Here is a 21,006-nt window from a genome sequence, read left to right as displayed (position 1 = left end):
TTGATGAAAACTTTTTTGGTATTGGAAATGACGTCGGGCTTCGCGGCGATAATGGCAGCTTCCTCGACATCACGAGACGCGTTTTTATCGCGCGGTGATGTGGTGGTCATGGGATATGGTCCTGTTTGTGTTCTGCGGGCGTATAAGGGGGTAGGTCTGCTTAGGCAAGATAGGGTTGCACGCCATCGATTTTGTTATACTATATCAAGTATGTATCGTTTTTTACTCGCAGTAATGTTAGCCCTAACTTCCGCCCCCGCTTGGGCCTGTAGCTGTATACCTGCAAAAGGTTGGGTCAGTGAGGCAGTGGCTGATCATGTCGTGTTTGTTGGGACTGCACTACAAACTACATTTCAACCATTGCCGGATGGAGATGGTCGGTCGATATATGGGCAAGCCGTCACAAAGTTTGAGGTGAATTATCCGCTTCAATTAATGAATGAAAGCAATGCATTTGTTCGCCATCAGCAAGATGGGGCTGCTTGTGGCATGAATTTCAATATGGGCGACCCTACACTTATTATAGCCTGGAAGCCAAACGACACGCTCCTAACCAATTCTTGTTCTTACAGTATTCCAAACATACTTATAAAAGATTGGCTGGTGAACGGAAACGACTTTGATTTACCCACGTATGAAGATTGTAATAGCGACGATGTTAAATCTGTAGAGCTTGAAGATCGTTGTAAAGTTACAGGCTGGGACGCGGATAGAGAGAATTATAAAAAATGGAATGATTGGTTACGACAAAACGGCGTAACAAACTAGATTATATAAAATATAACTGAACAACCTTGACTTCACCGTCATAAACCCGTCACCGCCGCGTCACACGCCTGTCACCAAACCCCCTTAACGCGCCGCCCTATGGGGGAGACATCAACACCGAAATATCGTGCGCTATTTATCAGCGATGTCCATCTGGGGTCCAAAGGCTGTCAGGCGGAGGCGTTGTGCGATTTCATGAAGCACAATACGTCGGAACAGCTCTATCTCGTTGGAGATATTATTGATGGCTGGCGGCTCAAAAAGAAATGGTTCTGGCCGCAAGCCCATACCAATGTCATCCGCCGTATCCTAACGGCTGCGAAACGCGGCACAGATGTCCGTTATATAGCGGGCAATCACGATGAGTTCCTGCGCGGCTTTTTAAGATTCCGAATGAATTTCGGGGATGTCAAACTCTCCAATCGCGAAACGCATATCGGCGTGGACGGAAAGCGTTATTTGATTGTCCATGGCGACATGTTTGACGGACTGATGCGGGCGGACCGGAAGTGGATCATGCATCTGGGCGACAATGCTTATAATCTGCTGCTCTGGGTGAATGTGAAACTGAACTTTGCTCGGAGGAAACTCGGCCTACCCTATTGGTCATTATCAAAGTCCCTGAAGACACGCACGAAACGCGCGATGAACTTTATCCACGCCTTTGAAGATCAAGTTGCCGATTACTGCAAGCGCAAGGGCTTTGACGGCGCGGTTTGCGGCCATATCCATGTGGCGGAAATGCGTGTCATCGATGGCATCACCTATATGAACGACGGCGATTGGGTCGAGAGCTGTACGGCGCTGGCCGAACATCATGACGGGCGCTGGGAAATTCTACACCATCGTCCGGTGATGGCGAAAGAGTCTTCGACAACAAGACCCCTGTTAGAAGTCGCCGCAGTTTAAGCTCTTCGCTTATCCCGATGTACCGGAATACGCTCGCGCAAAGCTTTTACGTCAGTCTCCATCTTACCAATTTGACGAAAGGCTTTCGATAGCATTTTGCGTAAATGTGATTTTAGGTGGGGAGCCGCCACCGCCTCCGGAATATTCTTTATCGACATGAACAAGGCCGTCGCAAAGACGAGATCCGCTTCGGGTAGATAACCTGCCCCCTTTGCTTGCCAGCCTTGCATATCCGCATTTGAGAATTGCGAAAATTCGAACCGACCATTCGCAAGGAAAACCCCATAGCCCATGAAGACCGCAGTGAGATCTGTGAAAAGCTCATAGAGCTCGGGTGGTTCTTCTAATTCTTCCTGTGCGCGATTGTGAAGAGCGTGCCCGAGTTCATGCGCAAAGGTCGCGACGAGTTGCGCGGGCTTGTCCGTCAGACCTTCGTCATAACGGATGATCTCACGCGTGCCGCCATGTTTGGTCGGAATGATTTGATAGGTGCCGCAAGCTGTTTGCCCGCGCGTCTTTATCATCGCCAACCCGCCGAGCGAGCTATCCGGTCGACCCGCTTCGGCTTTTAACTCGAAATTATCGCGATCATCAAAACGACATTGTCGTCTGACAATAGCAAACAAATGTTCGGCCAGTGGAGTGTCGCCTGCATCTGGATAATATTCAGGAGTGGGTAGCCAAAGTTCAGTTTCGGACAAGCCCGGCTCAATCTCGAAATTGTCGATCAACCAGGCAAAACCGTCCAACTGCCAAGCGGCGACATCCTTATCAACAAGGCGACGTGAGAACACAAACGCGCGGGTCTATTTCTTCTTTCGCCCGTAAAGCTCCATCCGGTGATCAACTAACTCATAACCGAGCTTTTCGGCAATTTTTTCCTGTAACCGTTCAATTTCCTCATCCACGAATTCGATGACGTCACCCGTTTGAACGTCGATCAGGTGATCGTGATGTTCACCTTCGGCCAGCTCATATCGCGCGCGGCCATCCCGGAAATCGTGGGTTTCGATAATGCCAGCCTCATCAAACAATCGCACCGTGCGATAGACAGTGGCCAAGCTGATCTTGGGGTCTATGGCCGTGGCGCGGGCATAGACTTCTTCCGCGTCGGGATGGTCATTCGCGTCGGAAAGGACTTTGGCGATGATACGGCGCTGGTCCGTCATACGGAGGCCGCGTTCGATGCATTTCTTTTCGAGAATACTGGTCATACAGTCTATCTAAGCCGATGGGTGCCCCGCGTCCAGTGCAGGGCGGCGTTGAACCTAAAGCTTTTTCGAAAATGTGATGGCGGCGATCCGGCCATTGGCGCGGCGATAATAACCGGGGCGGCGGCCGATCGGAGAAAAACCGGCTTTACGATAAAGCGCCTTGGCCGCCTCATTATCCTCAGCAACCTCTAGGAATAAATCTGCCACGCCCAAATTTCGGAGTGTGTCGCATGTGTGATTGAGAAGATCACGGCCCAAACCTTTTTGTCGATCGGTGGGACGGGTTGCAATCGTTAGAATTTCCGACTGATCCGCAGCGTGAGAACAAATGATAAAAGCTGACAATGGGTCACCCAGACCCAGACAGATATCTTTTCGGCAATGGGTGCTCATCTCAAGCGCATCCCAACCCTTTTCGAAACTCGCCGCATGGATATCTGCCATGGCTTTTGCATCTGCGACTATCAGGCGACGCATATCAGGCTTTGCGCGGAGATGCCCCGCCCGGCAATTTGGCATCAGGCCCACGGGAATAGAGCGGCTCCGGAGGGTAATCAGCGGGATTGAGATTGATGGCGAGCCAGGCGAGGATGCGCGTGTCGATAGACTTTACCTCTATTAAATCGAGTTGAAGCAACTTTGCTTCATCCTTTGCTTCCTCAATGGAGCCCGTTTTTGGATGATACGCAAATAATGGGCAAGGTCCTGAATATGTTCCGAACATCACTTCTTGTCTGCGAATGTCTTTGTAAGGGACAGTGTATGGTGAACCGGTAGGTTCATTTTTCATATGAGTAAGGCCCAGCGCATCTATCCCAATCACAGGCAGGTTCCGCGGCAGAGCAAAACCAATCGCGAAGGACAGCGCGACCCGCAAGCCCGTAAAACTGCCCGGGCCGGTACAGACGGCAATACGGTCAATGGCGTCCGGTTTCAAACCAGCCAAGGCAAACGCCTTTTCGACCATTCCCGCCAACACTTCCGCATGGCCGCGTCCGATGTTTTTAGACATATGCGCGAGGACGCTCGCCTCATCAACAAGGGACACGGAACAATCCGGCCCCGTCGTATCAAGCCCCAGAACAATCATCGGAGAGGCCTCTTAGGCGACGGCTTGTTCAACACCGTTCACTTCCGGCACATAATGTTTCAGCAGGTTTTCAATCCCGTGTTTTAACGTCATTGTGGAGGATGGACAGCCCGCACAGGCCCCGCGCATTTCCAGATAGACCATGCCGTCCTCCTCATCAAAATGGCGGAAGACAATATCGCCACCATCCTGCGCCACGGCGGGACGGACGCGAAGCTCGATTAGTTCTTTGATCTGTTCCACAATTTCCAACGTCACGCCTTCATAGACCCGTTCTTCAACCGCACCGGATTGGAGTTGGTCGAGGAGCGGTGTTCCGCCCGCAACGTAGAAATCCATAATCGCGCCCAGTATCGCGGGCTTGAGGTGCTTCCACTGCGCGTCTTCGCCGCGTGTGACAGAGATATAATCATTGCCGAAAAACACGCGATGCACATCCGGGATCATGAATAACATTTCCGCCATAGGCGCGTCCGCGACATCATCACCGCGCGTATATTCGCGCACAGTGCCGTCCGGCCCCACAACATCTTTGCCGGGTAAGAATTTTAGGGTGGCCGGGTTCGGCGTGTCTTCGGTTTGAATGAACATGGCTGTTCTCTGGGGTTTGTTTAAGCGTGGCGTCTATTTGGGACACGAAGGGGTGATGTGCAACCCGCATTGACCGCACATGACGATAAGGTGCAATAAGACATCATGCGTCGCCGCCTTCTCACACTCGCCTCCGCTTTGGTCTTAACCGCCTGTGCGGGACTGGACACGCGGCTCCCGGACATTAGCGCCCCTGACCTCGCGGCTGAAACGATGCTGCAAGAGACGGAGGCTTTGCGCCAAATTGAATCAAACGCGGCTACATTGCTGAATGTTGGCTGGCCCGTTATGATAGCCAATGCGGAACTCTGCCCAAAAATCCGTCCCGCCATTGGCGTCAAAACCCACACGCTGAAATCATACCCCAAACGGTTGCGCTCTGCCGCGGGGCGTGTCTTGGGCGCGGATGATACACCTCGTATTTTCCAGATTGCGGATGGGAGTCCAGCGGCTATGGCCGGATTTAAGCTCGGCGATGTCATTCTGGATGATGCGGGTGAGCCTGCGAACATCGAGGATGATTGGGATGAGGTTCTGGCCGATAATGTCGTCAACATTCGACGCGGCGATGAAACACTCGCCATTACAGTCGAGGGCGTGTCCGCCTGTGATTATAAACTCCGTCTGTCCGGCAGTACCGCCATCAACGCCTATGCCGATGGACGGAACATCACCTTAACGGCAGGCATGATGGAGTTTGTGGAAAGCGATCAGGAGCTCGCCCTGATTATTGGGCATGAGCTGGGCCATAATACGATGGGCCATATTCGTAAAGTGATCGGTAATTATATCGTGAGCCTGGGTGGGACACGCTATACCCGCCCCTTTGAATCGGAAGCCGATTATGTCGGCCTGTATTATATGGTGCGCGCAGGATATTCTCCCGAAGGGGTCGAGGATTTCTGGCGGCGTCTTGCCAAAGTGGCCCCGAAAAATATCAGCCGCGCCAAAACGCATCCGGCCTTTCCGTACCGTTTTCTGCGCCTCGCGGCAACGCGGGCGGAAATTGAAGCCAAACAAGCGGCAGGTGACCCAATTTATCCCAACTTTATTACGGACGCCTCAAAATCCGAATCTTGAAATTAAATATTTACGCGGCCCTGACTGTTTTGCTGTGTGCCTGCTCTCCGACCAATGCGGCGGAGACAGCAGACCCAATTGTGACGATCAATATTGACCCGCCATCATTTGAACGACCTGCCGAGACGAAATTCGAAGATGTGCTGGCGGAATATCAATATCTCAACCAACGCCTCGCCCGTGTGACAGCGCCGCTGCGGATCGCCAATGCAGAGCTTTGTGGGGAAACCTATCGTGACCCAGGCTTTTCAACTCACCGCCTCAGCGACTACCCCCCGCCCCTTCAGCCCATCGCAATGGAGCTTCTGAATATGACCGAGGACGGGTTACATATTCGCTCGGTTCGCCCCAATAGTTCCGCTTGGGATGCAAAATTGGAACCCGGGGACCGCATATTATCGGTCAACAGCCAACCAATTAGCTCCGACCCCTCTATGCGTAAATATAATGAAGCCGTCATACGCAACGGCTTTTCGCTGGCGCGTCCGCGCCTGACGGTTCGCACAGCACAGGGCCGCGAATTCACGGCCCGCATCAAACCACAAACGGCCTGCGAAGCCCCGGTTCGCGTGATTTTCTCGGATAATGTGAACGGGCACACGGACGGGGTGGATGTCCTGATCACATCAGCCCTAATGAAGACTGTACCGGATGATACGAATCTTGCCCTCGTCGTCGCGCATGAAATGTCTCACTTGATCGCAGGCCATTTCTCGCAGGCCCCAAGTCAAGATTTGGAGCTGGAAGCCGACCGCATGGCGCTCGTGCTACTGGCGCGGGCCGGATATGATGTGGAAAGTGCGGTGGCCTATTGGGAAAGTGCCGACCACCCTCATGAGGGTGGAGATTTACCTGAGAGCTCTCACCCCACGACAGGCGCGCGCTATGAGAATTTCAAAACTGAATTAGACCGGATTAATAAAACACGAAACCGGAGTGATTTGAGTTTTAATTAATACTGCGTATCACTGCCATGGCCGGACGCTTTCGGGGCCGTCCCACGTGGAACTACGGGAACGACCAGCGTCACATCTTCGGCTGTTTCAAAGTCCAGCGTGACAGTTGTTTCCTCACCCGCAACCATCTCCGTATCAAAAATCATAATATGATAATCGCCGGGTTTTAACTCGACCGTCTCACCTGCAGGTAAATCAATAGCGTCAACTTTCCGCATGCGCATAACGCCATTATCATTCAGGTGCGTATGAAGTTCGATATTATCGCTGAGCGGTGAAGAGGCGGAAATCAGGCGGTCAGCCGGACCTTTATTCTCAAGGCTCATAAACCCAACACCCGTTGTTTGCCCCGGAAGTGGGGGATTGAAACGGATATCGGAAATCTCGATGCCTTCCTCTGTTGAGGCGGCGGAACAAGCGGCTAGAATGGCAGCACTCAGGACAAGTAATTTTTTCACTATTTAAGCTCCTCTAAACCCGATGATGCGTCGCACATCCGCGACAATCGGATCTGCAATTTCTGCGGCGTCATCACCAGCCTTTTTCAATATCGCATCCAACTCATCCGGCGCGGCGAGATAGCGGTTCATCAATTCTGTCACGGGGCGCAGCGTTTCCACAGCAACCTCGGCCAGTGCGGCCTTAAACGGACCGAATTGTCCACCGCCATGCTCAGTCATAATATCAACCTCAGACCGTTCTGACAGTGCGGCATAAATACCGATAAGGTTCGCAATGTCAGGACGCCCTTCCATCTCCTCAACTGTTGCGGGGACCGCTCCCGTATCCGTTTTCGCCTTGCGGATTTTCTTCGCAATCTGATCCGGTGTGTCGGTCAGGTTGATCCGCGAGGCATCGGACGGGTCGGATTTCGACATCTTCTTCGTCCCGTCACGCAAGGACATAACTTTCGCGCCCGGCCCCTTGATGAGCGGTTCGGGCAAAGGGAAGAAATTCGGTGCATCGAAGTCATTGTTGAATTTCTGCGCAATATCGCGGGACAATTCCAAATGCTGTTTCTGGTCCTCGCCGACCGGAACATGGGTCCCCTTGAAGGCGAGAATATCCGCCGCCTGCAAAACGGGATAGGTGTAGAGCCCAACGGACGCGCTCTCCGCATTCTTGCCAGCCTTATCCTTGAACTGCGTCATGCGGTTGAGCCAGCCCGTGCGGGCGACGCAGTTGAAATACCATGCGAGTTCAGTATGGGCGCGGACGGAAGATTGCGCATAGACAATTGCTTTTTTCGGATCGACACCCGCCGCCAGATAGGCGGCCGCAATTTCCCGCGTTTGATCTGCGAGCAACTTAGGATCTTGCGGAACCGTGATGGCGTGCAAATCCACAATGCAGAAGACGCAATCATGCTCATGCTGCAGCTTCGCGAATTTCTTCAACGCGCCGAGATAATTTCCAAGGTGGAGCGAGCCGGAGGGCTGCACGCCGGAAAAAACACGGTTCGGACCTTTATAATCTTCAGACATAATCTCTATTTCTTAAGAGCGGCGGGAAAACGCCCTGCCTATATCCGCGCGGTCATAGGCCCGCAAGAGGGTTGCGGCCAGCGCGTAAATCACAAAGCCTGCGAACGCGACGGCCCCCAGCCAGACAAAATCCATCACAATATGCGTTTCGCCCATGTCGGGAAGATAGGGCAACACCAACCAGAGCGCCGCGCCCATAACGAGACTGGCAAGAAGAATACGCGGCAAGTGTCGCAGGAGACGCGCATCCGGATCAAGATCTCCGTTTTTGCGCAACAGCACAAAAAGGCCCGCGACATTCACCCAGGCCGCGACGGATGTCGCCAACGCCAGGCCTTCAAACCCGATTGTCATGAACAGAGCGACGCCCAAACTGATATTGATGCCAGCGGAAATTCCTGCCCAGATCATAGGGGTTCGCGTATTTTCGCGGGCGAAGAAAGCAGGCGTCAAAACTTTGAGAAGCACAAATCCAGGCAAGCCAAGGGCGAACCAGCGCAACGCCTTGGCCACTTGTTCCGTCGTCGATGCTGTAAACGCGCCACGCTCATAAATGCCGCCAATGAAAAACTCGGGCAGGACATAGAGCGCGACGGCGGCGGGCAGGGTGAGGAAGGCCGCGATTTCTATGCCGCGATTAAGGGAGGTTTTCGCGCCCGCCTCATCCCCCGCCCGGATGGAACGGGACAGGCTGGGCAGGAGTGCAATCCCCATCGCAATGCCGATCATGCCCAAGGGCAATTGATAGAGCCGGTCCGCATAGGTCAGCCAGCTTGCCGCGCTGGCCTGCGTTGTCGCAATAGAATGACTGACGAGCAGATTGATCTGCGTGATGCCCGCACTCAATATTCCGGGCACGCCGAGGATGACGAGCCGTTTAACGCCGGGCGTGACTTTTGGGGCGCGGAGTTTCAGGCGCACGCCCGCCCGCTTGCAGCCCCACCAGACGAGGCCCGCCTGCGCTAGACCGGAGACTGTGACAGCGGCGGAAAGTGCGAGGCCGATATCGGCTTGGCCCAATCCAAAACGCGGCGCGAAGAACAGCGCGGAAATCATGAAGACATTCAGGAGCGCCAGCGCCAATGTCGGCAGGGCGAATTTCTCCCGCGTATTCATTATGCCGGATAGCAGCGCCATCAGGGACATGAAGAGGAGATAGGGCATTGTGATCAGCGCATAAGTCACGGCCAGATCATAAGGCACCACGCCATCCGCGCCCGCCGTGCGGTCGAGGCCAAAGCCAATAATATTGAGCGACCACGGCATGGTCAGCTCAAACGCAATCACGAGCCCCAGCACCACGACGAGCAACATGGAGCCGACTTCGGAGGCGAAATTATCCGCCGCTTCCTCGCCCTCCCGCTCTATCCGTTTGGCATAGAGCGGGACAAAGGCGGCGTTGAATGCACCTTCCGCGAACATGCGGCGGAACACATTCGGTAATTTGAACGCCGTGAAAAATGCGTCGGACACCGCGCCCGCGCCGAGATAGCGCGCGATGAGCACATCCCGCACTAGGCCCAACAATCGCGAGACGAGAGTGAGCGATCCGATAATCGCGGTCGAGCGGAGCAGTTTCATCAGGCCGCTTTTTTATCCGCAGATTTTCCGCGCAATATATTCAGCAATTTCGCGCGGATATTTTTCTTTCGGCCCTCGGACAGTTCCGCGCAATGCAGATAGAATGCGTCCACCGCCATCGTCCCGACATTTTCAACATGGGCCGAGGCGATGTCGAACTCTTCATCCGCGAGACAGGCGGCGAGGTCGTAGAGCAAGCCCGGACGGTCGCGGCCCTGAACTTCGATAATACAGGTCTGGTCATTACGGGTTTTCGGAAATTTCACGCGGGGACGCACGGGAATTGCGCCCGCACGACGGGACCGGATCTGGTTCGGAATGCTTAATTTATCCGTCTGACCAGCAGCAGCAGCCTGCGCCATACGGCGGAGATTGTCGAGCATGTGGTGCGACGAGGCCGCGAAGGGCTCACCGTCCGCGCCGTGAAGATAGAACACATTCATGACGAGTCCCGTCTCGCCTGTATTTAATCTCGCGCCCGTAATAGAGGCGCCCGACGCAGTAATGGCGAGGGAGAGATCGCGGAACAATCCAGCCCTGTCCCGCGTCAACACCCAGAGTTCCGTCACATTCCGACGGGGGTTTACCCGCGTTTTCGTCGCCGAGTCCGTTGTCACGTCATGGCCGGATTTCAGCAGTGTTTCGAAAAAGCGGGCATGCATGACGAGCTTGGCCATGGAAAACCCGAGCCAGTAACTCTGCGGCAATTCCTCCGTAATTGGAGAAATAAAGGCGGGCAGGCTTTCCGGCAAACGTTCCAGCAATTGTTCCTTCAGCGACGCCGCTTTCGCAGCCGGAGCAAGATCATCACGCCCCTCCAGATAATTTTCCGTCGCGACATAGAGCCCGCGCAGAAGGGTCGCCTTCCAGTCATTCCAGATACCGGGCCCCACAGAGCGGATGTCGACGACTGTTAGAACAGCCAGTAAATCGAGGCGATGTTTCGACCCGACCAGTTTTGCAAATTCGGCGATGGTGTCGGGATCTGAAATATCTCGACGCTGGGCCGTCTCGCTCATATCCAGATGCCTGCGGACGAGCCACGCGACATCATTCGTCATATCCGGATCAATGCCAAGACGCACACAGGCTTTCCGCGCGAGTTGTGCGCCCTCAATACATTGGTCGCCTTTCCCCTTGCCCGTATCATGGAGCAGGCAGGCGAGCATCATGGTCAGACGTTGTCCCTCCGTCATAGTCTGCGCAATCTTCGACGTGATCGGCATCCCTTTTTCAAGCCGACCTTTTCTAAGGTCATCGAAATTGTCGACGAGACGTAAAGTGTGCTCATCCACCGTATAGGCATGATGCATATTGAATTGTGTGCGCGATACGATCCCGCCAAACTCCGAGAGATAACGTCCCAAAACCCCTGCCTCATTCATCGCTTTCAGTGTGGCATAAGGAGCTTTCGCGCCGAGTAATATCTTTTGAAAAATTTTCGAATGTTCGGGCGCGCGGCGAAAATCGCGGTCCATCAGATTGCGGCGGAAATCTATATCCGTGAACGCGTCGGGGTGGATATCAACATTCCGGCGCCCCGCCGTTTCGAACAGTTGCAGAATCTGGGACGGCTTTTCGCGAATGGTGAGGGGGTCGGAAAAGGTCAGCCGCCCCCGATCCAATGTGAAATCCTCATTCTTCAAATTTCGACGCGAGCCTGGCATGAGATCGCTCAAACCCTTGGGCAGGCGCAGCGCTTTTTCAGCCTCCAACTTCGCGCAGGCAATCCGCGTCAGCGCCCCGACATGTCGGGCATTGGTGAAATATTCGCGCATGAATCGTTCCACGGCGACTTCGATTTCGTCCACGGCATGGCCCATTTTCGGAGCGAGTTTGACCTGCATATCAAAGCTGAGCGTTTCCGTCGGGCGACCGGCTTCCCAATGGAGACTGTGCCGCGTCCGCCAGAGAAAGTCCGCCGCACGGCGAAAACGTCGCGCTGCCCGTTTGTCAAAAAGGCCGAGACCAACATAGCTCCGCGCACGTTGCGGATCGGAGACGCGGGGCGTCTGGTTCTGCGTCCCGTCGAGAAAACGGGTGATCCAATAAAGAACATGAAGATCGCGCAACCCACCCTTACCCTCTTTTATATTCGGCTCGATGACGTAACGGGAATTGCCTTCGCGCTCATGTCGCGCATCCCGTTCGGCGAGTTTTTCAGCGATATAGGCGCGGCCCTTGCCCTTGGTGACCGTCTTGCGGAAAGCCGCGTAAAGTTCTGTTGCAAGGTCTTCATCACCCGCCAGATAACGGAGGTCTAGTAGAGAGGTCAGAATGGTCTGGTCCTCTTTCGCTAGTTTCAAACATTGGTCCACGGTGCGACTGGCATGGCCGACTTTCAGGCCCAGGTCCCAGAGCATATAGAGCATATATTCCGTGAGTTTTTCGGTATGGGCGGAGCCTTTTTTATCCGCGACCAAAAAGAGCAAATCGACATCGGATTCGGGCGCCATTTCCCCGCGGCCATACCCCCCGACACCGCAGAGGGAAATCCGCTCGGCCTCTGTCGGGTTTTCCGCGACCGCAATATGCGCGCAGGTGAAATTCCAGAGCGCGATGATAATCCTGTCATGCAACGCCGCCAGCGCCCGCGCCGTTTCCAACCCGTCAAGATGGCCCTTTTCGAACCGTTCGCGGACATCCGCTTTGGATTCTGTGAGTTGCGACTTCAGATAGGTCAGGACATTCAGCCGCCGCTTGGGACCGCCCGCCTCTGCAATAGCGGCCAATTCTTCGGCAAGTTCGTTGCGGGCCAGACCGGGGTCCGGCGCTTTGGGTCGCGCGGGAATTGAAACTGTCTTGGCTTTGCGTGCCATGATTTAACCTGTTTTATCTTTTGCCTTGCCGGATAACTCATAGAGCAAATCCAGCGCTTGGCGCGGGGAAAGCGCATCCACATCCAATCGGGCGAGGGCAAGGTCTAATTCTGACGGTTTTGGGGCGGGTGGCGGCGGGGCCGCTGTAAAAAGAGGCAGGCCGACGGGAGCAGAATTTGTATTCACAGAATCGGACTCTAGCCTCTCCAACACCGTTCGCGCACGGTCCACGGCTGCGCTGGGCAGACCCGCCAGTTTCGCAACCTGCACACCGTAAGACCGGTCCGCCGCGCCGGCACGTACATCATGCAGAAAAACAAGATCGCCGTCCCATTCCTTCGCGCGCAGAGAGGCGTTTGACGCGCCGTCGAGATCTTCAATCAGTTCCGTCAGCTCATGGTAATGCGTCGCGAAAAGCGCGCGGGATTTATTGACAGTCAGGAGATGTTCGACACTCGCCCATGCAATGGAGAGCCCGTCAAACGTCGACGTGCCCCGTCCGATTTCATCCAGTATGACAAAACTGCGCTCCGTCGCCTGATTCAGGATAGCTGCTGTTTCGATCATTTCGGTCATGAAAGTGGAGCGGCCTTTGGAGAGATCATCCGAGGCGCCGACACGGGAAAACAATCGGTCCGCCACGCCGATATGGGCTTTAGCAGCCGGCACATATCCACCCGCCTGTGCGAGAATAATAATCAGCGCGTTCTGGCGAAGGTAAGTCGATTTACCCGCCATATTCGGTCCGGTGATAAGGGTCAGGCGCGAGGCCGATTTCGCCGCCGCGTCCAAGGTGCAATCATTGGCGGTGAAGCCGGCGGCCCCGTCCTTGCGTAGCGCCTCTTCCACGACGGGGTGGCGGGCCTGTTCCACGTGAAACAGCGAGCCGTCATCGACCTGTGGCCGGACGGAGAGGGACTCATTCGCCCAGACGGCCCAGCCTGCCTGCACATCGAGCCTCGCGAGGTCCGCCGCCATGTCCCGAATGATATCCACCAATGCCAAGACACGGTTTGCAAATTCCTCGAACACCGCGACTTCCAAGGCGCAAACCCGTTCCGCCGCGCTCGCAATTTTGCTATCTAATTCGGCCAGTTCCACAGTGGTGAACCGCACACCGGAAACGAGCGTCTGTTTGTGAATAAACGGACTTTCCAGATTTTCTTTTTGGCCTTTGGACAACATCGCATCGGCATGTTTGGGTGTGACTTCGACGAAATAGCCCAGTACGTTATTATGTTTGATTTTCAGTGTCGGGACATTTGCGAGTTTTGCGTAATCCGCCTGCAGCCCCGCAATTAACCGCCGCGAGTCATCGCGCAGGGATTTCAGCGTATCGATTTCCGGACGCCAACCCGTCGCGACAAAACCGCCATCCCGTGCCAGCATCGGCACATCGGGCAGGAGCCCTTTGTACAGATCCCGCGCGAGCGCCGCGATCTCCACTTTGTTAGACAGGCTGATGCCTGACAGAGCCGCCTCCACATTTTTCACGGGACGCACATCCGGCGCGGTTGCGAACTCTGACGATATTTTCTCGCCAAGTTTCAACGTCTCCGCAAGGGTTTTCAAATCCCGCGGACCCCCCCGCCCCAATGCCAAACGCGAGGCCGCCCGCGCCATATCCCCCGCCGCGCGCAAGTGACCCCGCAACATGCGGCGCAAATCTTCCTGCGCGACAAAAAACTCCACGGCGTCGTGACGATGTTTGATCTCCGTCACATCAAGAAGCGGACGGTTTACACGTGCGGAAAGCTCCCGTGCGCCCGGGCCCGTCACTGTGCGGTCAATGACGGAGAGGAGCGATCCCTTGCGGGACCCCTTCTGCGTCCGGTCAATCTCGAGGCTCGCCCGTGTCGCCGGATCAATCGCGAGATAGCCGGAAGTTTTGGACGCTTTCGGCGCGGAGAGTTGAACGGGCGCGCCCGCCTGCGTCAGTTCGAGATAATCGAGCAGCGCCCCCGCCGCCGCAACTTCGGCCTTCGAAAAATCGCCGAGGCCTTCCAAATCACCGACCTGAAACCGCTCTGACAGGCGTCGCTCTCCGGCACGACTGTCAAATTTTGTGTCCGGCTGGGGTGTGAGGGCAATACCGTCCACGCTCAAATCCGTCATGAAATCCAGATCGTGATAAAGCGCTTCGGGCAGAACGATTTCGCGCGGGGAGAGCGCCGCGATCTGCGCTGCCAAACCGTCGCGGTCAGAGGCGCAGGTCCGGAATGTTCCATCGGACACATCCGCCCAAGCCAGCGCATGATCTCCCGCGACCGTGCGGACGAGGCTGACGATCAGGTTAGAGCCGCGCGCATCGAGCAGATTATCTTCCGTCAGCGTACCGGGTGTGACGAGGCGGACGACCTCTCGTCGGACCACGGATTTGCTGCCGCGTTTTTTGGCCTCCGCAGGGCTTTCCGTCTGTTCGCACACGGCGACGCGGAAGCCTTTTTTAATCAGGCGCTGGAGATAGACTTCGGATGAATGCACCGGCACGCCGCACATCGGGATGGGTTCGCCGAGGTGTTTCCCGCGTTTCGTCAGCGCAATATCCAACGCCGCCGCCGCGCGAACCGCATCGTCAAAAAACAATTCATAGAAATCACCCATACGGTAGAACAGCAACGCCTCTGGCCCGACATCCTGTTTGATGTCGAGAAACTGCGCCATCATCGGCGTCAGCTTATGAGCTTTATCGGGTTTAGCGGGCGCATTCATAGAGATGTAATCTGGTCCATATTGCATCTGCTCGCAAGCCATGGCTGCGCCTAAACTGTGCTCAGTCGCGGGTCTTTGGTCTACAGGCTTGGCGAGCGGGCTGCTTTGACCTATGGCCGAGAGATGACAGAGACGATCTCCGCCGAAATACCCGAAAAAATGACGACGCGACAGGCGCTGAAACAGGCCCTGACGGACCGACAGGTTCTGGCCATGCTAATTCTCGGTTTTGCGTCCGGCCTGCCCTATGTTGTTGTGGCCGGAACATTGAATGCCTGGTTTTCAACAACAGATGTGAACATGGCCTCTATTGGCCTGTTGAGTTGGGCCCTGCTGGCTTATTCCTTTAAATTTATGTGGGCCGCCGCTTTGCAAGGGCGGAAGACGCCTTTAAACCTGAATATTGGACCCCGCCGTTTCTGGATGTTCGTCTTCCTCGGCATCTCAACTGTCGGCATGGCATTTCTCTCCCTCTCCGACCCGCCAAATGGTTTGGGCTGTATTGGGTTACTGGCGCTATTAATTGCTGTGTCTTCGTCCTGTTTCGATATTGTTTTAGCGGCGTGGCGCATTGAGAGTGCGCGAGATGGGATGCATCTGGATATATTATCAACGGTAGAGCAATTCGGCTATCGGATATCTTCTATTGTGGGCGGGATGCTGGCCCTAATCCTCGCGGATTATATCGGCTGGCGGGCGACATTCTTTTCCATTACCACCCTACTTGGCGCGACTGTCATTGGCGTCATGATGGCCAATCCAGCTATCATCAAGAAAACGAATAAAACCGTTGTTTCAAAGCTCAGCGCGAGCCAACGCAATATCGGCACCGTACTAGTCCTTATCGGTTGGGCTTTCGGGTTCTATCTTATTGCGAATTTTGCAGTTGGCGCTCTTACCGATCCGGAAAATCACAGCGCACGAACGTTTACGCGGACGCAAGGTCCGTGGGTTATCATTTCGACGGTGATCTGGTTATTCGTCGTCTCGGCTGTTCTGGTCTGGCAGGATAAAATCCGGCCAGATAGCGCGAAACCTGAGACGATCGAAAAGCCAGGTATTTTGGCCGTGCTCTTCGTCGCCATTGTCGAACCCATGATGGAATTGATCGGGCGTTTGCGTTGGGCCGCCATTCTTGTTCTGGCCGTCGTTCTGACCTACCGCTTTACGGATCTGATCTGGGGCGGTTTTGCTTATCCCTTTTATCTGGGCGAGAACTACGGAGCATTAGGTCACACATTGACGGAAGTGGCCTTTGCATCAAAACTTGTCGGTGTCTTTGCGACGATTGCGGGGATCGCGCTCGGCGGGCTAGCCATGTTGCGCTTTGGCCGAATGCCGGTTTTCTTTGTTGGCGCGGTGATGGCAGCGGCGACCAATCTACTCTTTGCAGATTTGGCACTGGGTGCAACTTATACGGATCCAGTTCTCAGCCTCCTTCAACTCGATCATCTATTCGAAGCGTTTGGTAAAGATATCCGAATGGCGCGTCTGACCTCCGTCATTGCTTTGGAGAATATCGCGGTCGGCGTCGCGAGCGCCGCCTCGATTGCCTATCTGTCATCCATCGCCAGCAAACAATATGCGACCCTGCAATATGCATTATTAGTAAGTTTAGTGTTTTTACTAGGCGTGCTCGGCCGTCCCGCAATTGGCGAGATTATTGAGACACAGGGTTTCGCAACAGCTTTTATTCTCTGCGCCGCATTTGGCGGGCTCGCCAGTGTTCTCGCCGGGATTGAGTGGATCAGGATTGCCCGCCTCGAGAGACAGGCAAAATCAAACCTTAGCTAGCCAGACGTTGTTCGGCCTTTGGGCCCGTCCATTCCGCGACCATTTCGGACAGCTCTTCCGCACTGACGGGTTTGGTCATGAAATCATTCATACCGGAATCGAAACAGGCATTGCGGTCGTCGTCAAACGCATTGGCTGTAAGAGCGATGATCGGCAGATCTTTGCTGACATTTGGGAGCGTCCGGATTTTTCGGGTGGCCTCAAGGCCGTCCATATTCGGCATCCGCATATCCATGAAGATCAGGTCATAGCTGGAGCTTTTCATCGCTTCGACCGCGAGTGCACCATCCTCAACCGTATCGACAGTATGACCTTCCGCTTCGAGAAGTGTGCGCGTCAACAGCGCATTGATGGCGTTATCTTCGGCCAAGAGAATACGAATGGCGCCGCCTGAGCCTTGGGTCGTTATATCGGCAATTTCGGGAACGACTGGGGCGTCAGGGTTTGAAGCGGCGTCTTCCGCGCCAACTGCTTTCGCAATCACGGCATCCCGCCAATTATTGCCCAAGACTGCGGACTCGGCCTCGAGAGGCAGCGCGCGACGTTCAAACTCCCGTGGGGCTTCTTGCGTGAGGGTTTCAGAGGCTGGAGCTGCCTCTAACTCGGGTTCAAACGCTTGATGTGTCTCTGGAACGGATTGCGTCAGGGCGTAATGATCATCCGTTGGAATATCGATTTCAGGCATAGGGATATCTGGAAGGCTAGGAGCCAAGACCTGTTCACTCACGGGCGGTTCAGGGGCTTCTGCGGGGACAGTTGTTGAGGTCGTCGCCAGCGCATATGCGGCGTCTTCGGACTGTGCGGGCTCCGCTTGATAGATTGCTTCTTCCTGCTGAGGCTGTTGTGCAGGCGGCACATGCGCAACTTCGCTCGGGTCTGGGTCCGGTGATTGCGTGAAAATGGTGACATTCCGTGCAAGCGCAAAAGCGTTTCCATCTGCGAGGCTTTGTTCAATCCAATCATAGACCTGTTCGCCGCCGGTTCCGTCCGGCAGGCGTGTTTCAAACCGATATGGGGTGACTTGGCCTTGGGACGCCGGTTGAGGCGCAGGCCAACCGCCGACGGCATGGCCCCGCCAGTCCTCAACGCGACCTCCATAGATCGCCAAAAATGCAGCATTCACAAAAAGAACACGGCCTTCCATATCCCGCTTGATCGCGGGGTCAGGCCAGGGCCAGAATTGTGCAGCAAAAATATCATCCGGTGACATAGGTCATTCCTAATCGCTCGCCCCGACCCACGCCCACCCCACGGGAAGACGCATTTATGGTTAAGGCATTTATAGAATGTGTGAACGCTCAATCTGAAAAAACAGTTACCAGAACGCGTAAAATAGAGAGTTCTTGAACAAATCCGGTAAGGTTTTGTTAGAACTTATAGAGTGGGTTTTGCGGCATTCTTGACGGTTTTTGAGCCATATTTCCACTGACCAACCCTTTGCGAGCCCGTCGGTGCGACAGGGCTTCTGCAATATGAAGACGGTGGACGGCGTCTGATCCAGACAGGTCAGCCAGTGTTCGCGCCACACGCAAGACACGGTGGTAACCGCGCGCGGTCAAACCCAATGTTTCCGCCGCCTGGACGAGAAGTTTTCGCCCATCCTCATCCGGTGTCGCCACTTTTTCCAAGATGTTCTGTGCCAATGCCGCATTTGTAACACCGTCATTCCGATCCATTTGCACGTAGCGGGCCCGGGCCACGCGCGCGGCTATATCTGCCGTCCCCTCTGCTGCAGGCGGTAGGGCAAGGTCGGCCGGGGTCACGGCGGGTACATCAATCTGGATATCAATCCGGTCCATGAAGGGGCCGGAGACGCGGCCCTGATAATCCGCCGCGCATCGCGCACCGCGCCGACAGGCTAAACCATCGGCCCCCGCCGTGCCGCAACGACAGGGGTTCATCGCTGCGATAAGCTGGAACCGCGCGGGATAAGAGACATGCGCATTGACCCGGGCGACTGTGATCTCCCCCGTTTCGAGCGGTTGTCGCAGACTGTCCAGAACCTGTGGTGTAAATTCGGGCAGCTCGTCAAGGAAGAGGACACCGCGATGCGCCAAAGACGCCTCACCAGGTTTGGCTTTCGCACCACCCCCCACCATCGCGGCCATACTCGCAGAATGGTGCGGCGCACGGAAAGGTCTGGCGCGAGACAGCTCGCCCTTACTCAACAGGCCCGCCACAGAATGGACCATGGAGACATCGAGAAGTTCATTGGCTTCCAAAGGTGGCAACAATCCTGGCAGGCGCGCGGCCAACATGGACTTACCCGATCCGGGCGGACCGACCATCAGGAGATTATGTCCACCCGCCGCCGCCACTTCGAGAGCGCGTTTCGCCGTTTCCTGCCCCCGGACATCGCGCATATCGAGACCACTGTCCTCTTCGCGCATTTGCCCGGCTTCGGGACGGGCCAGCACTTGCGTGCCTTTAAAATGGTTGATGAGCTGGACCAGAGTTTGCGGCGCGAGCAGGGGAAGGTCCCCTGCCCACGCCGCCTCCGCCCCATTGGGCTCAGGGCAGATCAGACCGAGACCATGGCTGCTCGCCATGACTGCGGCAGGCAGTGCGCCGGGCACTGCACAAATGGTTCCGTCGAGGGAGAGCTCCCCAATCGCGGTAAAACCTTCAATCGCATCCTCCGGTATCGCGCCCAGCGCGGCGAGCAAACCCAACGCAATCGGCAGGTCATAATGCGCGCCCTCTTTCGGCAAGTCGGCGGGTGCGAGATTGATCGTGATCCGCTTCCCCGGCAGATGCAGGCCCAGCGAGACGAAAGCCGCGCGCACACGGTCCCGCGCCTCGGATACGGATTTATCCGCAAGGCCAACCACATTAAAAATCTGTTTCGCACCGGATACAACTTGCACCTGTACATCCACGCGGCGGGCTTCGGTGCCTTGAAAAGCGACAGTGGTGAGACGGGCGACCATGCGGGACTCTCAGACGGTGTTTAATTCGTCTTTATGCAATCAGATTAATAAGAACAAAGCAAGAACTTTATTTGAGGCCTTATTGAAAAACGTCGCGTGTTTCTTTTTTCGTCGCAGGCTTTTTATAATTTCGCCGTGCAATCCATTGGATGAAGGCCAGTATGGGCAACCCTATAATGAGTGAATACATAGCGCCAATTAACGCAACACTTATACCACCCGCCATTAATTCAGGATCGCCCGTTCCGTATATCATCATCGCCTGAAAGGTTTGAATGAGACCCGGCGCCGAAAGCGAAAGAAAGAGAACGATAGCCGCGAGAAGAAAAGCTATCACCGGTCGTCTTCGCCAAAAAATGACAATCAACGCTGGAAGAATAAAAGCGAAGGGAAGAAATAATAGCGTTAGAATCATAAGGTTTTTTCGAACAGTTTATGGCGCCAACCCAACACATCGTACCGCGCGGTAGCCGTCAATCCCTTTTGGAAAAATCAGCGGCTTACTGCTCGTGCGCAGCGGGTCGCGCATATGATAGCCGCGCTGGTCATGGCGCACAATCATGGCCCAATGCGAGCGGCCATTGGGCAGGTAGAATTGAACCAGCGGATAATCCCCATTGGCCATACATTGATCAATTGTCTCGGCATTGACCTCGTCATAAAATGTCGCGACGGCCCGGCCGTCAGTCACGCGGCGAATGCCGTCCCAGATCAGCCAGCCGCGTTTCGTATAGCTGTCTGTCGCCGTCAGGCGTTTATTTAAATCCTGTGGATTCGTCTTAAAACCGAGATTGGTTAACGCCATCGCCGTGGCCGTCACGAGGCACCCATCACTGCCCATTGTGTCATTGGTGTTGCCCAGACGATCAGATTTCCAACGCGGGTCAATCTGTGAATAGGCAACAGAATCCCGCAGCGCAAAAGTGCCTTTCGGTGCGGGCGTCATCATCTGCTCTGGTTCGACACGGGGAGACCCACCGCAAGCGGACAGGAATAAGGCAATCGAGATTATGGCAAAGGGCCGAAACATGGTTCTGCCCTAACAGCCAGTCCTGACCGCTTGGTTAAGCCGAACTTA

19 protein-coding genes are annotated in these 21,006 nt (G+C 55.1%); 5 read left to right on the top strand and 14 right to left on the bottom strand.

The genetic code is table 11. The features are described 5' to 3' along the window. Positions 1–210 precede the first annotated feature (210 nt). Positions 211–768 (top strand): hypothetical protein, encoded by a 558-nt coding sequence (locus tag ACP9M6_RS03110; protein WP_427453357.1) that lies wholly within the window; start codon positions 211–213, stop codon positions 766–768. Positions 769–867: 99 nt separating this feature from the next. Continuing rightward, on the top strand, positions 868–1,677 hold the full coding sequence (locus ACP9M6_RS03105) for a UDP-2,3-diacylglucosamine diphosphatase (RefSeq protein ID WP_427453355.1): 810 nt from the start codon (positions 868–870) through the stop codon (positions 1,675–1,677). Here the strand turns inward: ACP9M6_RS03105 and ACP9M6_RS03100 are convergent. From ACP9M6_RS03100 to ACP9M6_RS03080, 5 genes are read right to left on the bottom strand one after another with little or no spacing between them, the layout of a single operon-like run. Then, positions 1,674–2,471, bottom strand: coding sequence for a hypothetical protein (locus tag ACP9M6_RS03100; RefSeq protein WP_427453353.1), 798 nt, complete (start codon positions 2,469–2,471; stop codon positions 1,674–1,676). The genes ACP9M6_RS03105 and ACP9M6_RS03100 overlap by 4 nt on opposite strands. Positions 2,472–2,483: 12 nt before the next feature. After that, a complete protein-coding gene (locus ACP9M6_RS03095) occupies positions 2,484–2,891 on the bottom strand; it encodes a Fur family transcriptional regulator (RefSeq protein WP_427453351.1) in 408 nt (135 codons plus the stop codon). A gap of 54 nt (positions 2,892–2,945) precedes the next feature. Beyond that, positions 2,946–3,368 carry a GNAT family N-acetyltransferase gene (locus ACP9M6_RS03090; protein ID WP_427453349.1) on the bottom strand — a complete coding sequence of 141 codons (423 nt, stop codon included), beginning with the start codon at positions 3,366–3,368 and terminating at the stop codon, positions 2,946–2,948. A 1-nt stretch (position 3,369) separates the two neighbouring features. After that, positions 3,370–3,981: a tRNA (adenosine(37)-N6)-threonylcarbamoyltransferase complex dimerization subunit type 1 TsaB gene (gene tsaB / locus ACP9M6_RS03085; protein ID WP_427453347.1), complete on the bottom strand. Its 612-nt coding sequence runs from the start codon at positions 3,979–3,981 to the stop codon at positions 3,370–3,372. Between the two features lie 12 nt (positions 3,982–3,993). Next, complete coding sequence (locus tag ACP9M6_RS03080) at positions 3,994–4,572, bottom strand: NifU family protein (protein WP_427453345.1); 579 nt, start codon at positions 4,570–4,572, stop codon at positions 3,994–3,996. A 105-nt stretch (positions 4,573–4,677) separates the two neighbouring features. On the opposite strand from ACP9M6_RS03080, the gene ACP9M6_RS03075 reads away from it, so the two are divergent. Both ACP9M6_RS03075 and ACP9M6_RS03070 read left to right on the top strand, forming a co-directional pair. Continuing rightward, complete coding sequence (locus tag ACP9M6_RS03075) at positions 4,678–5,652, top strand: M48 family metalloprotease (protein ID WP_427453343.1); 975 nt, start codon at positions 4,678–4,680, stop codon at positions 5,650–5,652. Further along, positions 5,649–6,608, top strand: a complete 960-nt coding sequence (locus ACP9M6_RS03070; RefSeq protein WP_427453341.1) for a M48 family metalloprotease — start codon at positions 5,649–5,651, stop codon at positions 6,606–6,608. Before ACP9M6_RS03075 ends, ACP9M6_RS03070 begins: the two co-directional genes overlap by 4 nt. Here ACP9M6_RS03070 and ACP9M6_RS03065 read toward each other — a convergent pair. Genes ACP9M6_RS03065 through mutS form a run of 5 tightly spaced genes read right to left on the bottom strand, consistent with a single transcriptional unit; the run spans position 6,605 to position 15,246 of the window. Then, positions 6,605–7,066, bottom strand: a complete 462-nt coding sequence (locus ACP9M6_RS03065; protein ID WP_427453339.1) for a copper chaperone PCu(A)C — start codon at positions 7,064–7,066, stop codon at positions 6,605–6,607. The genes ACP9M6_RS03070 and ACP9M6_RS03065 overlap by 4 nt on opposite strands. 3 nt (positions 7,067–7,069) lie before the next feature. Next, complete coding sequence (trpS, locus tag ACP9M6_RS03060; RefSeq protein WP_427453337.1) at positions 7,070–8,092, bottom strand: tryptophan--tRNA ligase; 1,023 nt, start codon at positions 8,090–8,092, stop codon at positions 7,070–7,072. Between the two features lie 12 nt (positions 8,093–8,104). Then, positions 8,105–9,673 carry a murein biosynthesis integral membrane protein MurJ gene (gene murJ / locus ACP9M6_RS03055; RefSeq protein WP_427453335.1) on the bottom strand — a complete coding sequence of 523 codons (1,569 nt, stop codon included), beginning with the start codon at positions 9,671–9,673 and terminating at the stop codon, positions 8,105–8,107. Continuing rightward, entirely contained in the window at positions 9,673–12,492 is a 2,820-nt protein-coding gene (gene glnD, locus ACP9M6_RS03050) for a [protein-PII] uridylyltransferase (RefSeq protein ID WP_427453333.1), read from the bottom strand. The genes murJ and glnD overlap by 1 nt, the downstream gene beginning before the upstream one ends. Before the next feature lie 3 nt (positions 12,493–12,495). Then, positions 12,496–15,246, bottom strand: a complete 2,751-nt coding sequence (gene mutS, locus ACP9M6_RS03045; protein ID WP_427453331.1) for a DNA mismatch repair protein MutS — start codon at positions 15,244–15,246, stop codon at positions 12,496–12,498. An 81-nt stretch (positions 15,247–15,327) separates the two neighbouring features. On the opposite strand from mutS, the gene ACP9M6_RS03040 reads away from it, so the two are divergent. Next, positions 15,328–16,998, top strand: a complete 1,671-nt coding sequence (locus ACP9M6_RS03040; protein WP_427453329.1) for an AmpG family muropeptide MFS transporter — start codon at positions 15,328–15,330, stop codon at positions 16,996–16,998. Here the strand turns inward: ACP9M6_RS03040 and ACP9M6_RS03035 are convergent. From ACP9M6_RS03035 to ACP9M6_RS03020, 4 genes are all read right to left on the bottom strand, one after another. Next, a complete protein-coding gene (locus ACP9M6_RS03035; protein WP_427453327.1) occupies positions 16,991–18,208 on the bottom strand; it encodes a response regulator in 1,218 nt (405 codons plus the stop codon). The genes ACP9M6_RS03040 and ACP9M6_RS03035 overlap by 8 nt on opposite strands. 157 nt (positions 18,209–18,365) lie before the next feature. Further along, positions 18,366–19,928, bottom strand: coding sequence for a YifB family Mg chelatase-like AAA ATPase (locus ACP9M6_RS03030; protein ID WP_427453325.1), 1,563 nt, complete (start codon positions 19,926–19,928; stop codon positions 18,366–18,368). Between the two features lie 79 nt (positions 19,929–20,007). After that, the gene (locus ACP9M6_RS03025; protein ID WP_427453323.1) at positions 20,008–20,343 is read right to left on the bottom strand and encodes a MotA/TolQ/ExbB proton channel family protein; all 336 of its coding nucleotides are present in this window, start codon (positions 20,341–20,343) and stop codon (positions 20,008–20,010) included. Positions 20,344–20,361: 18 nt separating this feature from the next. After that, positions 20,362–20,958 carry a hypothetical protein gene (locus tag ACP9M6_RS03020; protein WP_427453321.1) on the bottom strand — a complete coding sequence of 199 codons (597 nt, stop codon included), beginning with the start codon at positions 20,956–20,958 and terminating at the stop codon, positions 20,362–20,364. Positions 20,959–21,006: the final 48 nt, after the last annotated feature.

Source organism: Litorimonas sp. WD9-15 (assembly GCF_050271975.1).
In the GTDB taxonomy this organism is placed as follows: Bacteria; Pseudomonadota; Alphaproteobacteria; order Caulobacterales; family Maricaulaceae; genus Litorimonas.
The sequence above is the reverse complement of the archived record's forward strand: the minus strand, read 5'-3'. Positions and strand labels throughout refer to the sequence as shown.